Consider the following 15,286-nt stretch of genomic DNA (forward strand, 5'->3'; position numbering starts at 1 on the left):
GGAAAGGACTATACCGAGCAAGGGATCATCAGCTCGAAGTTGTTGGTCGTCGTGTAGAAAGTTCTTGGGTAGTATTCCCCCATCACCGGGGCGATATCTTTGTCTTGCTGGATGTTTTGGATGGCGTGGCTAAACTCCGGCGCTGCGAGCATGTGACGGATTTGAACAATCGATGCATCTTCATCAATAATGCCATCACCATCGTCTGCCATTGGTAACCAACCTACACCACATTGGGCAAAAGCGTTACGTGGCCTGTCGGCGGCGCGACTCACGGCGACAGTGTAATACCCGTCTTTGTCCACCGGAATAGCTTCATCGTAAAGGCAGTCGTTGACTTTGGTTACAGCGAAGCCTTTATTCGAGCAGACCGACCAATAACGAAGGTCACCTTTGGTCATCTTTTTAACGCCATGGAAAGTTTTTGGCGTCACAGGTGCTTTCGCTCTGAGGACAAATACAGGGCCATGTTTGCGATTGACGACGGTTCTAATGTAATTGTTATCAAGATTGGGGTAGAAGCCACCCGTGCTACGGCGAGCTTCAGGATTGACTTTCCCAGTGTAAATACCTAACAAGCTTTCTCGGTCGAGTTGAATGTGCCAAGTCGATGGGTTGGTCGCGGGGAAGCCCGCTGGCTTGTTGGGTTGTGACACCAGTTCTCGATATTTCTCTACAGGGATCCCCAATGCATTTAATTGAGCTTTTAACGGTTGTGTACTTTGCAGAGAATCACACGCTTCTTGCCCGCGAAGTTCCTTTCCTGAGGCTAGAGTGACGACTGGCTGAGGTAATGCTGTATTCCCTGTGCCATCACTGTTTTCGTCTTTTGCGTAGATACGGTAAATGATCACTTGCTGATTAGCTGAAGATTTCGGCGTGTGCAGTTCATCCATTTCAGCACCGTCACGTATTTGGCCTGCGGTGTAATCAGTTTTTGGTTGAGAGTCGAGAATATTGACTTGATAGCTTCTAAGAACGCTGTCGCGCTGGCTGCCTTCTCTGAAAGGGTTCACGCTGCTTCGGCTGGGTTTTATCATATAGTCGGGTAAAGATTGCACCGGTCTTCCACGGTCATCATAGCTAATGAACGACATGTAGCGAGAATGTGGGAATTGCCCTTCTAACCTGAGCTTGGCACCATCAGGTACAGTAAAAGCTGATCCCCAATACTTAACTGCTGCATCGGGGTAGGCAACGTTGATATACGGGTCAGCAGAGACGGGACCATAACGGAAGAAACACGTTCTTTCTCCTGGGATCCCTTCAAATTTATCATTGGCTGCTGAGACAGAACTCCAGCTAGCGCAGGTAATTAAAACTGTTGCTACAGAGCCTTTAAAGAGCCAACGACTCAATGTATTTACGCATGGCATTTGCATTTTTTAATCCTCTTTTCACGACCTTGTGGTGTTTCCTAATACTTATGTTTGATTAATTGTTAATTTATCTGTAACAATTAATTAACAAGCTATCAGGAGCGAGTTGAGAACAATGTGTAAAATCTTACATTCTAGTTTCGTGCCTACGATGAGTAGTGAAGAACAACATTCGATGCTGGAGACGGTGTTAAGAAATGATCCCACGCTAAATCAGTTAGACCCGAAGGCTATTGAGGAAATAGTTGGAGCCGCAAAAATAGAAACCTATAAGGTTCCAACATTGCTCAATTCCGCCTATACCGCTGTCGATACCATGCGACTTGTCGTTAAGGGACACATTGAACTGATGAGTTACAGTGAAAGTGGCGATGAGGCGTGCATTGCCATGCTAGGTCCGAGCAGTTGGCTGACATGGATAGGGTGTTTTGAAGACCAACCGACGAATCTCAATTTTTACTCTTCATCTGATGCGATTGTCGTCGCCATTCCGGTCAAAAAAATGAGAGCTATCGCTGCCCGTTACCCTCAACTTTATAAGATTGCGATTCGAGAAATCAGTTTTCGATTCCGGCTCTTGATGGAGTGGACGACAGAATCTGTGCTTCTCAAAAATGACTATCGCGTAGCTAAATTACTTCTATTGGTAAGCCGTTTGAATGGGGCTCCTAATGAGTTAAATCCAATCTTGTATACCCAAGACAAACTTGCCCATCTATCTCGATGTACCCGTCAGACACTGAGCCGTTCGCTCCAGTTGCTAGCGAAGGAAGGCATGATTGAAATAGGTTATCGCCGTATTGATATCATCAATCAAGACAAGCTAAATACATTCATTCTGGAAGGGTTAGCTAGGTAAATATGGCGTCACGCATAATGAATTTGAATAAAGCTAAATAATCATATTTCCTGATGGATGATACTCCAAGGTTAAATAATTTAGTTGTTACATCATATTTGCAATTTTTTGAGAGAAAAGTCTCTAGTTTTATTGGTTGTGGCCGATACATCACTCAGATTGTGCATTGCTGTTGGCGTGCACTAAAAAGTCCTGTTCAGGGTATACCGATAACGAGCTATTCTTTTTAAAGGTCCCAATATGTTTAAAACTAACTCTCTGAGTATCAAGCAAAAAGTTGTACTTGGAATTACCTTCGCGGTTCTTGCATCAACAGTTATTGTCGGCGCGATGGCGCAACAGCAAGCAAGAGATGTACTAAGTCATCGATTGATCGATATTGAACTTCCAGGAATGCTGGAGCGAATCAATGGTGAAATTGACCGAGAAGTCTCTCAGCTATTACTAGCGGCGGAGCAAATTGCTTCAAATGAATTTATTTCTGATGCTATCGAATCGACGGATCGCGATCCGGCACTAGAAAATAAACTGGTTAAACAGCTGAACAATGTTCGCAACCAATATCAGTTGAATGATGCCTCAGTGGCGAACCGTCAAACTGCATATTACTGGAACCAAAACGGATTCTTGCGTCAGCTAAACCAACAACAAGATGGTTGGTTCTTTGGCTTTACTCAATCTGGTCAGCCAACCATGGTGAGCATGTTCCAAGAAGCTAATGGCGAAGTGAAGATGTTTGCTAACTACCAACAGCCTTCTGGTTTGGCGATGTCAGGTCTATCAAAGTCGATGGATGACATGGTTAACCTACTCAATGGTTTTAAGATTGAAAATACAGGCTTCGTATTCTTAACCGATAGCCAAGGTGATGTTCAAATTCACCGTGAACGCTCACGCAGCGATTCTTCACTTCAACAACTTTACGGCCCTCAAGCAAGCCAGTTACTGAACAAGTCAGGCTTTAACCTAATTACTACTGAAAGCCAAGGCCAAGAGCTGTTTGTAGCGAGCTTGTATGTGTCCTCAATGGACTGGTTTGTTATTGGTGTTGTTCCAACTAATGAAGTATTTGCAGAGCTAGATGAGACAGCGCAAAAGATGCTGATCATGACTGCGGTTGTGGCGTTAGTCTTTATCCTAATGGGCGTAGTGCTAGCAAATAGCATCACCCAGCCGATTAAGCTGTTGGCTAAGCGTTTCGGTGACCTTGGCGAAGGTGATGGCGATCTAGCACAGCGTATCGAAGTGAAAGGCAACGATGAAATTGCACAGCTTTCAAAGGGCTTCAACGGATTCATTGAAAAGATTCACGAGTCGATGAAAGAGGTGTGTTCGACAAGCCAGGCGCTTCAAGTGGCAGCAGAGAGTGTTTCTAATAAAGCGCATATTACTCACGACAACAGCCAAGAACAGCGTGACCAAACGCTTCAAGTAGTTGCTGCAATCAACCAAATGGGTATGACAATCAGCGAGATTGCATCGAACGCGGCAACCGCAGCAGAAACGGCAACTCAAGCTTCAGGTAATACGGAAGTAGGCCGTTCTGTGGTGAACAAAGCAAAAGACGCGATCAGTCGTTTGGCGCAAGATATTGAAAGCACGGGTCAGGTAGTAGAGCAACTGGCTTCTACAACTCAAGACATCGGTTCTATTCTGGGTGTTATTCGTGATATTTCAGAGCAAACTAACTTACTCGCATTGAACGCAGCGATTGAAGCAGCCCGAGCCGGTGAGCAAGGTCGTGGTTTTGCGGTTGTAGCTGATGAAGTACGTAACTTAGCAAGCCGTACTGCAGATTCAACGGAAGAGATTCAGAAGATGATCAACCAACTGCAAAGCGATGCGAAAGATGCGGTAACGGCAATGAGTGCAGGTAAAGTGATTACCCTTGAAGGTGTATCAGCGTCGGATGAAGCGGTGGACGTGCTGGGTGGCATTTCAGACCGTATCGTTGATATCACAGACCGTAACACTCAAGTGGCAACGGCAACGGAAGAGCAATCAACCGTTGTTCACACCATCAACCAGAACATTGAAGAGATCAACGCGATTAATGAAGTGACAACGGGCACGGCTGAGCAACTTGCAGAGGCGAGCCAAGAGCTTCGAGACCTTTCTTCTCGCCTAGATAAGATGGTTGGTTCATTTAAGCTTTAATTCCTTTAAGCTGTAGCATGGCTTAGAAAGGGACACAGACGAAGAGCTGGATTCATTTAATCGTGAATCCAGCTCTTTTTATTTAGGGGCTTGTTTTCTTCTAACTGGCCTTAGCTTGATCTGGTTTCGGGCTTTGCACTTAATCGCTCTAGCATCACAGAGCGTAAATGAGTAAAATCTGGTTAGGTTTAATATTTAGGTAAGTATCATGAGCGATTTTGAAAAAGAACTAGAGCAGATGACTCAAGAGATGGGCGATGAGCCTGAGGTGAAACTGCCATCACTTGAAGAGCAAAAAGCAATTGTTGCTGAGTTCAAGCGACTAGAAGCGGAAGGCAAACTAACACCAGAAGTGTTAGAAAAGCATTTTGGCCAGTTCAACAAAACAAGTGATACGCCAATCCACTAAGTTGATTTAGGCAGGTCTTTTGTCTGAAAGAAGTGATATTAGCGGTTGGGTTTATTGCCTGACTAACAGATAAAGGTCTAGCAGTTGCTAGGCCTTTTTTATTGCAGCTAGCTCAAGAAAAATGGTTGATTCACGAACGATTCAATGTAAGTAAAATTGTCTCCAACACATAAAAAATCCCCCTTACTGAGTAAGAGGGATTCGATATGGGCAAGTTATATCCTAAAAGGCTAAGCGATTAGTCTGTGCCATACTCTTTGTACAAACGACGACATGCGCGGCCATCGCTGTGGAATAGGTGACAACGGTGCGCTGGAATACCAATCGCCAACTTGTCACCAGATTCGATTGTTAACGTGTCTGGCTGGCGATAGATAACGTCAGCATCGGCACTTTCAAGGTTTAGGTAAACCTGAGTTTCGTTACCTAGCTTCTCAACCATCATCACTTCAGCTTCAATTGTCGCGTCACCTGCTTCAGCAGACATCAAGTGTTCAGGGCGAATACCCAGCGACATACGATCGCCAGCATTAACCGTCGTCCCGTCAACAGGAATCCAGAAAGTCATACCGTTAGAAAGCTGTACCAATACGCGCTCTGCTTCAGCTTGCTCAATGTGTACCGACATGAAGTTCATCTTCGGTGAACCAATAAAGCCAGCAACGAAACGGTTTTGAGGGTAGTGGTAAAGGTCAAGCGGCTTACCGACTTGAGATACATAACCACCATCAAGAACAACGATCTTATCCGCCATTGTCATCGCTTCCACTTGGTCGTGGGTAACGTAGATCATGGTACAACCCAGTTGACGCTGTAGCTTGGTGATTTGCGAACGCATTTGAACACGTAGTGCAGCATCTAGGTTTGATAGAGGCTCATCAAGTAGGAATACGTTTGGTTGAGAAACCAGAGTACGACCAATCGCAACACGTTGACGCTGACCACCAGAAAGCGCTTTAGGTTGGCGCTCAAGAAGGTGACCAAGCTGAAGGATTTCTGCAGCATGTTCAACGCGTTTGTCGATCTCAGCTTTATTTGCGTTTGCTAGCTTCAGACCGAAAGACATGTTGTCGTATAGGTTAAGGTGAGGGTAAAGCGCGTATGATTGGAATACCATACCCACACCACGCTTTGACGGTTCAACGTCATTCATGCGCTGGTCGCCAATGTACAAATCACCAGACGTAATGTCTTCTAGACCTGCGATACAACGTAATAGCGTCGATTTACCACAACCTGATGGTCCTACGAATACTACGAATTCACCTTCGTTGATGTCTAAGGTTACGTCCTTAGAAATCTGTACATCACCATATGATTTATAAACGTTTTTTAACGTGACACTCGCCATCTAGCTCGTCCTCGATCGATCAAATTTTAAGTTTTACTGCTTATCATTATAAGAAATTTTTGGGTCAGCAGTAACTGTAGGAATTGGTAAGTATTGAGTGAGTAAGAAAAAAGTGGGTGAGACTTGGCTTCTTTAACCAAGCCCACCCGTCATAGCCAAACTGATGCCCATTTCCCCCACATCCAGCTAAACCTCCCCCGTGATTCAATCACAGATTTAGCTCGATGCTAATATAAGACACCAGCGGGCAGTGAAGCCAACTAAATGAATAATGCATTAACGCATAACACTCGCTGGTAAAGGGTTCTTACTATCCACTCTTGGATGGATGCAGTTTCGGTGAAATGGCGTAAGGGTACATCCTCCTAACGTAAAATTAACTAGGGGGAGTAGGAGGGGAGGAGTAGATAAATGGGGTTATCCTCAATTGGCGATCCAGTTCAAATAAATCCACCACGTAACGGTGATGTGGATCACGGTGAGTATGCACTTTGTGACTTTGCTCTCTAATCTGACCGGATGACGATCACGAAATTAAGCCATAATAGCGAGGGCGTAGTGGCTAGGATGATGAGCTGTCATTGATTTTCTCAGATCATAACCTCCGAAAACTGGCTCGTCTTAATTGAATGCGCCCTACGTATAAATATAAAAAGGATATTGACATGAAAAACGCTCTAAGCGCTGTAGCTCTAGGCACAATAGTGGCTCTGGGTTCATTTGGTGCAAACGCTGCTATCGAAGAAGGTCAACTAACTATTTGGGTTGGTGGCGATAAAGCTTATGAAGGAATGGCTGAAGTAGGTAAACGTTTCGAAGAAGATACTGGCGTTAAAGTAACAGTAGCTTTCCCAGATAAACTAGAAGAGAAATTCTCTCAAGTAGCAGCAGCGGGCGACGGCCCAGACATGATTTTCTACGCTCACGACCGTTTTGGTGGTTTTGCAGAAGCGGGTCTTCTTGCTGATATCAAACCTTCTAAAGAAACCAAAGAAGGTATCGTAGACTTCGCATGGGACGCTGTTTCATACGAAGGTAAAACAATTGCTTACCCAGTAGCGGTTGAGTCAGTTTCTCTAATCTACAACAAAGCACTTGTTCCTAACCCACCTAAGTCTTGGGAAGAAATCCCAGCACTTAACGCTGAACTTCAAAAAGACGGCAAGAAAGCAATCATGTGGCCTCTACGCGGTGGCGCTTACTTCACATGGCCTCTACTTGCAGCTGATGGCGGTTACGCATTCAAGCAAACGGCTGAAGGTTACGACATTAAAGATGCGGGCGTAGCGACTGATGGTGTTCAGAAGTCTCTAGGTTTCATCGAGAAGATGGTACAAGACAAAGTTATCTCTGCAGACATGGACTACTCAGTAGCTGAGTCTGAATTCGTTGCGGGTAACGTAGCAATGACTATCAACGGTCCTTGGGGCTGGGCAAACATCGAGAAAGCTGGCGTAGATTACGGCGTTGCGACACTACCTAAGTTCAACGGTAAAGCGTCTAAGCCTTTCGTTGGTGTGTGGGCGGGTGGTATCAGCACAGCTTCTCCAAACCGCGATTTAGCGGTTGAGTTCATGGAAAACTACCTACTGACAGATGAAGGTATGAAGACTTTGAACGATGATAAGCCACTTGGCGCTGTTGCTCTTAACTCTTTCCAACGTCAATTAGACAGCGACACGCGTATTGCAGCAACAATGGACAACGCGATGAACGGCGAAATCATGCCTAACATCCCTCAGTTCACAACGTTCTGGTACAGCATGGAAGAAGCGATCGGTAACGTAGTTGATGGTCGTCAATCTGTTGACCAAGCACTCGATGCTGCTGAAGCTCGTATGACTAAGTAATAATAAAGCATTACCTTTTAAGGAGGGGGCAACCTCTCCTTACTTTTCTATTTTTATATCTCGTTAGCAGGTTCCTCTATGCAGTCAGTTCAAGGTTCAGATGCGATCCCGGCACCATCAAGCCTTCCAGGCAGTAAAAGCGTCTTCATCAAATGGGGGTTGCTTGGTAGTGTAGGCTTAATTAATGGCTACGCTACAATCTTAATGTATTCTCGCGGTGAGCTCGCATTTGCGCTGCTTACAGTGATCTTAACGGCTTTGGCACTTTACATTTTTGGTAGTAAGAAAACTTACGCCCACCGTTATATTTACCCAGGTATTGCCGGAATGATTTTATTCATTCTTTTCCCATTGGCATACACCGTAGGGCTTGCGTTTACTAACTACAGCGCAAAAAACCAGCTTTCTCTTGAGCGTACTCAAACCGTTCTATTAGACCGTTCATTCCAAAGCGGTGAAAGTTACCCATTCACTTTGTACAAGACAGACGACGGTCACCAGATCGTGGTTAAAGATGGCGACCAACTGTTAGCGACTGACGTATTTTCTCTAGAAAACATGACAGCGACAGAGATGGACCTATCTGTAATTGAGTCTGCACAAGGTGAAAAAGAGAAGATCAAAGCGATCATCCAAAATCGCTCAGCGATCAGCAGCGTTGATTTCCACCTGCCAAATGGTGATGACATCCGCATGAGTGGCTTACGTAAGTTTGCTGCCGTCGTTCCTCTTTATACGATGCAAGATGATGGCGAAACTCTATACAACAATGAGTCTGGTGAAACACTTAAACCAAACATGGAAGTGGGTTTTTACCAACCAGTAGACGAGAACGGTGCATTTGTTGGCAATACGATTTCTCCGGGCTTCGTTGTCGAAATTGGTACTCATAACTTCGAACGTGTTTGGAAAGATGAAGGCATCAAAGAGCCGTTCATTAGTATCTTTATCTGGACAGTTGTGTTCTCTATTCTTACCGTTGCGTTTACTTTAGCAATTGGTCTCATTTTGGCAAATATTGTTCAATGGGAAGAGTTGAAAGGTCGTGCTGTATACCGTGTTCTATTGATTCTGCCTTACGCAGTACCAGCGTTTATCTCAATCCTAATATTCAAAGGTTTGTTCAACCAGAGCTTTGGTGAGATCAACATGGTTCTGGAAAGCATTTTTGGCTTAAGCCCTAACTGGTTCTCCGATCCGATTCTTGCGAAAACCATGGTGTTGATTGTTAATACATGGCTCGGTTTTCCTTACATGATGATTCTGTGTATGGGTCTACTAAAAGCGATTCCTGAAGACTTGTACGAAGCATCAGCGATTGATGGGGCGAACTTCATTGATAACTTCAAGCGCATTACGTTCCCATTGATGATTAAACCGCTTACACCGCTATTGATTGCAGCGTTTGCCTTTAACTTCAACAACTTTGTAATGATTCAACTATTGACGAACGGTGGCCCGAACATGATTGGTACTTCTGAGCCAGCGGGTTACACGGACTTGCTTGTAAGTTACACGTACCGAATCGCATTCGAAGGCGGCGGCGGTCAAGACTTCGGTCTAGCAAGTGCAATCGCAACGCTTATCTTCCTACTGGTTGGTGCACTAGCGTTACTAAACCTTCGTTTCACTAAACTGACTCAAGATTAAGGAGCACGACAATGGCTATGGTACAAGGTAAAGGCCTTAAATACCGACTATGGGCAACGCATTTCGCGCTGTGGTGCTTCTTAGCGCTTATTATTTTCCCACTGCTAATGATTATTGCTATTTCATTCCGTGAAGGTAACTTCGCAACTGGTAGCTTGATTCCAGACAATCCATCTTTGGAGCACTGGAAATTGGCTCTGGGTATGTCAGTGACGAATGCTGATGGCTCGGTAACGCCACCTCCATTCCCGGTACTTACTTGGTTGTGGAACTCAATAAAAGTAGCAGGTATTACCTCTATTTTGATTGTGGCATTGTCTACAACATCGGCTTACGCATTTGCTCGTATGCGCTTCAAAGGTAAAGAAACTATCCTGAAAGCGATGATGATTTTCCAAATGTTCCCAGCAGTACTCGCTCTAGTAGCAATCTACGCGCTGTTTGACAAACTTGGTCAATACATTCCGTTCTTAGGCTTGAACACACACGGTGGTCTAATCTTCTCTTATCTAGGTGGTATTGCACTGCACGTATGGACAATTAAAGGTTACTTTGAAACGATAGATAACTCTCTGGAAGAGGCTGCAGCACTTGATGGTGCAACGCCTTGGCAAGCATTCAGACTGGTTCTACTACCGCTGTCTGTGCCAATCCTAGCGGTTGTGTTTATTCTATCTTTCATTGGTGTTGTTGGTGAGGTGCCAGTTGCTTCAATCCTACTATCGGATGTGAACTCTTACACACTAGCAGTAGGTATGCAGCAATACCTATACCCTCAGAACTACCTATGGGGTGACTTTGCGGCAGCGGCTGTACTATCAGCACTTCCGATTACTATCGTGTTCTTACTTGCTCAACGTTGGTTAGTTGGTGGTTTGACGGCAGGTGGTGTAAAAGGATAAGCTATACCCTATAAGAAAGAAAAAGAGCGACCGTTAGGTCGCTCTATATTGGCATTTTTATTACATCATTTGGTTTGGCCGCCGATCAGTAATAAAAATAACCCTCAGGTTACGCATAGCTGGCTACTAATCAGGTTCCTTACGCTATTAATGATTAGTGGTTTTTGTAACTCTAACCCAGGTATTTACTTGGGTTTTTTTATGCCTGCTACTTTTTGTTTTTTGTGTCAGCGTTACTCGTCAACTATCGTGCTCGTATCTACTTTAAAGCCCAAAGTTTCGAGTTACTTCTCTCTTAAATACCGACTACTTCATTTTGGTTACTTGTAGAAATGAACTAGTCTCACAAATCAGACTCTCAGTATAAGCGGCTGTTGTACTATTGATATGTTGCTAATATTCCAATGCGTGATACTTCAATGATTTGTATGCAACGATTAGCCAGATTACACAGGAAATGTCTATAACGGCAGGCCACTGTTGATGTATCGCGAGTAATCATCACTGCCGGTTATTAATTTGCTTGAAAGCATGTTTCGATTCAAAGGTAAGAGAGAATCAGATGTTGGGATTAGAATTCTCTACTAGAAGGAGCACAACCAAGATGCTGCAACAGCACATAGATGCTTTCTTGATCGAGTGCCACACGGCGAAATAGATCCGCAAACGTCTGGTCACCGCCAAAACAAGTTTGGATGTAGTGGTTGATTTCATTGCTGTCGTAGCCTTCGACGTACAAAGTTCTAACCCATTGGTACTCAACAGCCTTTAAATTGTTCAGTGTAGATTCGCTAAGAGTGGGGCGTGTGACGCTCAAGAGTGGCTCCGGGAAATTCAAATACATCCATTATAATTGGCGGTATTTAAACAGAGCAAAATGACGACTTTATTACAGTCCGAGCAAATCGCTGAACAATAGCTGCTTCATTTCAACCCTTGGCTGAGTATCACGCTATATAAGCTGTATTGAGACAATTCGTATTGAGATAAGCAGTATTGGCTAAGACGCGGCTTAGTCTGTGAGAGTTTATATAGTGGAGTTGAGTTAGATAAGCAAATGCCAAGCATGTGCTTGGCATTGTAATTAGGTTTTGTAGGGTAGAGCTAGATATGGACCTTATTTAAGGTACTTCACGTGCGCTTCCATCTCTTCGCCGATCTGTTTTCGCATGTTCATTAGACGAATAGCTGAATCTCTTAATTCTATGTCTTCTGGCGTTTCTGGCGTCCACTCCGGCACTTTTGTCGGGTTACCATTTTCATCGACAGCGACCATAATAACGATACAGTGAGTCGTTAGTCGGTTATTGAGCTCTTTAGGGTCGCTGGCTTGAACGTCGATAGCAATGTGCATGGAAGATGAGCCTGTATAGATGACCTTCGCACTTACTTCAACAAGGTTGCCAACATGGATTGGGGCAACGAATCGAATCCCCCCTGCATAAGCGGTAATACAATACTTACCACTCCATCCAGCAGAACAAGCATAAGCCGCTAAATCGACCCATTTCATTACTGCACCACCATGAACTTTACCACCAAAGTTCACATCCCCGGGTTCAGCTAAAAAACGCAGAGTAACGTCTCGTTTACCATCTTGTCGGCTATTGCTACTGCTCATTTATTTTCCTTCATTATTATCGTGCTGCATAACATGCTTGTTACTTGCTAATAACAATATACTTAAGATGACATAAATTAAAGCGGATAATCTCACGATTAAGACTATTTTTTCGAACAGGTGATAAGTTGGTGAATATTGGTGTTTAAAGGTGTTGCATCAACAGAGGTATACTTTATCGAGTAAGTTACTCGAAAGGTTGATTGCAAAAAAAACACCTAGCGTAATGCTAGGTGTTTCTAAGCCGTGTGGTACTCATTACGGTACCTTATTTTGTTTTAGCCAACTAGCCGCTGTTTATCTGGTTTAGTTAAATGATTCTAGCCTCTTTACTACTAAAGTGGTAGTTAAAAATATTTGTTATTCAGCTCATTTTTACTCTTGGATAAAGTATAGATCCTTCGCGTAGATATTTCCTTTCGGATTATTATTAGGGAAACCTTTTAGTGTATTTCGCACTAATCGAGTGTGATTGTAATGATATAAAGGCATAACTGCTGCTGATTCGTTAAGTATCGACTCTGCGTGCTGGTATAGAGCGAAGCGTTTAGATTGTTCTTCCGTTTTACTTGCTTGCTGTAAGAGCTCATCATAATCGGTGTTACAGTAACCACTCTCATTTGCAGTGTGGTCACAAGTGAAGGCTTCTAGCAATGCAGAAGGTTCTGGGTAGTCACCAAACGCCCATGAGCGCGCAATCTGATAATCACCAGCCCCTTTCGCTGCAACATACGCTTTCCATTCCATGTTCTCTAACTCAACTGTTACGCCAAGTGGTTTCCACATTGATGCAATCGCAATAGCTATTTTCTTGTGGTTCTCACTGGTGTTGTATGTCAGTGTGAATTTAAGTGGGTTGCTCTCGTTGTATCCAGCGTCAGCAAGTAGTGTTTTGGCTTTTGTTAAACGCTGCGTGCTGTCTAAAGAATTGAATTCGGATAAAGGCGCTGTGTAGTCAGGAATATTATTCGGCGTCACGCTGTATGCTTCTGGTTCACCTTGACCTGTAACTTTCTCGACCAGAATCTCACGATTGACGGCCATGCTCAGTGCTTGGCGTACTCTTACGTCATCAAACGGTGCTTGACGTGTATTGAATGAATAAACGTAAGAGCCCAATAGAGCTTGCGCTTTGATTTGCTCAGGGCTTTCTTGGATTAATTTTTGGTAGTACTCAAGCTGGACACGATTGGTCATATCAATTTCACCAGCTTGGTAACGAATCAGCTCAGCATTTTGAGACGATAAGCCTAAATAGGTCACCTTGTTGATGACTGTCGACGTGTTATCCCAATAATTTGGGTTTCTCTCGACTTCAACGTATTCGTTGGGTACCCATTTACTCAAAGTGTAAGCACCGTTGGTCGCGATATTTTCTGCGCGAGTCCATTGGTCACCTTTCTCTTGAACCAACTTAGCAGGCAAAGGGAAGAAGGTCTTGATGCTCATTAAACTCATAAAGTAGGGCGTAGGTTTTGAAAGTGAAATTTCAACCGTGCGCTGATCTAATGCTTTGATACCAAGCTCAGAGGGATCTTTGTCTCCTGATAGAATCTCGCTAGCGTTCACGATGTTAGCCGTTGAAAAAACAAAACCCGTGTTGTTACCCGTTTCAGGAGACACAGCGCGCTGCCAACCAAAGACAAAATCAGACGCTGTGACTGGATCGCCATTCGACCAATTGAGATTCTCTTTCAACACAAACGTCACGGTTTTTCCGTCCTTGCTGATAGACCATTCTTTGGCTTGTCCTGGGATGATTTGCCCGTCACTGTTCTCAATCACAAAGCCTTCAAACATATCATTGACGATAATGTCACCGGGCATGCCTGAATTTACGAAGCTAGGGTCTAGTGTATTGGGCTCTGCACCGTTGCCACGTACAAAATGTTGTTCCTCAGCTAACGGTGTATCAGCAGGAACAGTGGCGGCAAAGCTTGAAGCAGATGATAAAGCAAGCAGGGACGAGATGATCACAGGGATCGCTGGTTGAGTCATTGTAATTCCTTTTACAACTTAAACGGTACTCAATGCATTAAACCTGACTCGTTAACATGTTGCAACCACAATGAACGCTTATTAAAAGCATTTGAAAGACTTGTAAATAAAACAACAGTGCCTACTTTAGGAGTAGGCACTGTGAAAAAGTGAGTTTGAGTGTTTGCCCTAATATGAGCGTTGTCCCATGCGTTTAGCTTTGCTGAGGGAGAGGAGCCTCAAGCCTTGGTTTTCTTTTGATTTGAGCAAGGATGACGCCTGAAATCACCATCACACCACCAATGATGTGGAACTGGTTAATTTCTTCACCAAGCCATGTCGCGGCTAATACGATCGCAACAACCGGAAGTAAGTTCATGAACATCGCGCTTGAGTCAGCACCAATGGTGTCAATCGCCTTCACCCACATCCAAGGTGCTAAAATCGAAGCGGCAACCGCGGCGTAAGCTATCAATGGGATTGCTTGTTGCGGTGGTAAAAGTTGTTCGCTGGTAAGCCAAAGTGGCGTAAGCATCGCGACAGCAAACAGACCCTGAATGTAGATCACCACCCAGCTACTGATTGGCATTTTCCAACGTTTCAATAGCACACAGTAAGAAGCATAAACAAAGGCCGCAATCAGCATATAGCCATCGCCTTGAGTCAATTCTTGATGCATGAAAAACAATGGATCGCCTTTACCTAACATTAGAGCTAAGCCTGACAATGACAACACACCACCAACAATACTCAAACTAGAAATCGACTTGTGCAACAAAGGAACGCTTAGAAACACGCTGATCAATGGGACTAAAGATGTGATTAATGCCATGTTGGAAGCGGTTGTGGTTAAGCCTGCGTAGTAGCCTAGAGATTGGTTCAACACCATGCCCAAAAAGCCGAGGAACGCTAACTTCGATAGGTTTGGCTTAATGACGGCCCACTGTTTCATCACAGGGCGAATACAGAAAGGCGTGAGAATTAACATCGCAAAAAACCAGCGGTAGAAACTCATCGCGCTAGGTTCTATGGTGCTTGCAGCAAGCTTGTTGACGATTGCATTGGCGCCCCAGATACAGACTGTAAAAAATGGTAAGAGATAATGCATGTGAATTCCGTCGCAAATGAGTT

The 15,286-nt window shown here is 44.2% G+C and carries 12 protein-coding genes; 6 read left to right on the top strand and 6 right to left on the bottom strand.

Features of this window, described 5'->3' with window-relative positions; all coding sequences use genetic code 11:
- Positions 1–8: 8 nt before the first annotated feature.
- The gene (locus L4C44_RS11990; protein WP_428805106.1) at positions 9–1,382 is read right to left on the bottom strand and encodes a hypothetical protein; all 1,374 of its coding nucleotides are present in this window, start codon (positions 1,380–1,382) and stop codon (positions 9–11) included.
- A gap of 148 nt (positions 1,383–1,530) precedes the next feature.
- On the opposite strand from L4C44_RS11990, the gene L4C44_RS11995 reads away from it, so the two are divergent.
- From L4C44_RS11995 to L4C44_RS12005, 3 genes are all read left to right on the top strand, one after another.
- Entirely contained in the window at positions 1,531–2,238 is a 708-nt protein-coding gene (locus tag L4C44_RS11995) for a Crp/Fnr family transcriptional regulator (RefSeq protein WP_428805107.1), read from the top strand.
- Positions 2,239–2,478: 240 nt separating this feature from the next.
- Positions 2,479–4,395 (top strand): methyl-accepting chemotaxis protein, encoded by a 1,917-nt coding sequence (locus tag L4C44_RS12000; protein ID WP_327784747.1) that lies wholly within the window; start codon positions 2,479–2,481, stop codon positions 4,393–4,395.
- Between the two features lie 208 nt (positions 4,396–4,603).
- Positions 4,604–4,804: a restriction endonuclease subunit S domain-containing protein gene (locus L4C44_RS12005; RefSeq protein WP_017065689.1), complete on the top strand. Its 201-nt coding sequence runs from the start codon at positions 4,604–4,606 to the stop codon at positions 4,802–4,804.
- Positions 4,805–5,042: 238 nt separating this feature from the next.
- Here the strand turns inward: L4C44_RS12005 and malK are convergent, their stop codons facing one another.
- Positions 5,043–6,155, bottom strand: coding sequence for a maltose/maltodextrin ABC transporter ATP-binding protein MalK (gene malK / locus L4C44_RS12010; protein ID WP_108082432.1), 1,113 nt, complete (start codon positions 6,153–6,155; stop codon positions 5,043–5,045).
- Between the two features lie 665 nt (positions 6,156–6,820).
- On the opposite strand from malK, the gene malE reads away from it, so the two are divergent.
- The 3 genes from malE (at position 6,821) to malG (ending at position 10,557) form a co-directional block, all read left to right on the top strand.
- Positions 6,821–8,005, top strand: a complete 1,185-nt coding sequence (gene malE, locus L4C44_RS12015; protein ID WP_048614635.1) for a maltose/maltodextrin ABC transporter substrate-binding protein MalE — start codon at positions 6,821–6,823, stop codon at positions 8,003–8,005.
- A 78-nt stretch (positions 8,006–8,083) separates the two neighbouring features.
- Positions 8,084–9,655, top strand: a complete 1,572-nt coding sequence (gene malF, locus L4C44_RS12020; protein ID WP_428805108.1) for a maltose ABC transporter permease MalF — start codon at positions 8,084–8,086, stop codon at positions 9,653–9,655.
- 11 nt (positions 9,656–9,666) lie between these two features.
- Positions 9,667–10,557: a maltose ABC transporter permease MalG gene (gene malG, locus L4C44_RS12025; protein ID WP_048610621.1), complete on the top strand. Its 891-nt coding sequence runs from the start codon at positions 9,667–9,669 to the stop codon at positions 10,555–10,557.
- A 571-nt stretch (positions 10,558–11,128) separates the two neighbouring features.
- Here the strand turns inward: malG and L4C44_RS12030 are convergent.
- The 4 genes from L4C44_RS12030 to L4C44_RS12045 form a co-directional block, all read right to left on the bottom strand.
- Positions 11,129–11,401 (bottom strand): hypothetical protein, encoded by a 273-nt coding sequence (locus L4C44_RS12030; protein WP_060980586.1) that lies wholly within the window; start codon positions 11,399–11,401, stop codon positions 11,129–11,131.
- Between the two features lie 273 nt (positions 11,402–11,674).
- Positions 11,675–12,178 (bottom strand): acyl-CoA thioesterase, encoded by a 504-nt coding sequence (locus L4C44_RS12035; RefSeq protein WP_060980585.1) that lies wholly within the window; start codon positions 12,176–12,178, stop codon positions 11,675–11,677.
- Between the two features lie 375 nt (positions 12,179–12,553).
- Positions 12,554–14,176: a peptide ABC transporter substrate-binding protein gene (locus L4C44_RS12040; RefSeq protein ID WP_428805109.1), complete on the bottom strand. Its 1,623-nt coding sequence runs from the start codon at positions 14,174–14,176 to the stop codon at positions 12,554–12,556.
- A 193-nt stretch (positions 14,177–14,369) separates the two neighbouring features.
- Complete coding sequence (locus L4C44_RS12045) at positions 14,370–15,263, bottom strand: DMT family transporter (protein ID WP_004732002.1); 894 nt, start codon at positions 15,261–15,263, stop codon at positions 14,370–14,372.
- Positions 15,264–15,286 lie beyond the last annotated feature (23 nt).

It is taken from the genome of Vibrio satsumensis, from assembly GCF_050337435.1.
GTDB classification, from domain to species: domain Bacteria; phylum Pseudomonadota; class Gammaproteobacteria; order Enterobacterales; family Vibrionaceae; genus Vibrio; species Vibrio satsumensis.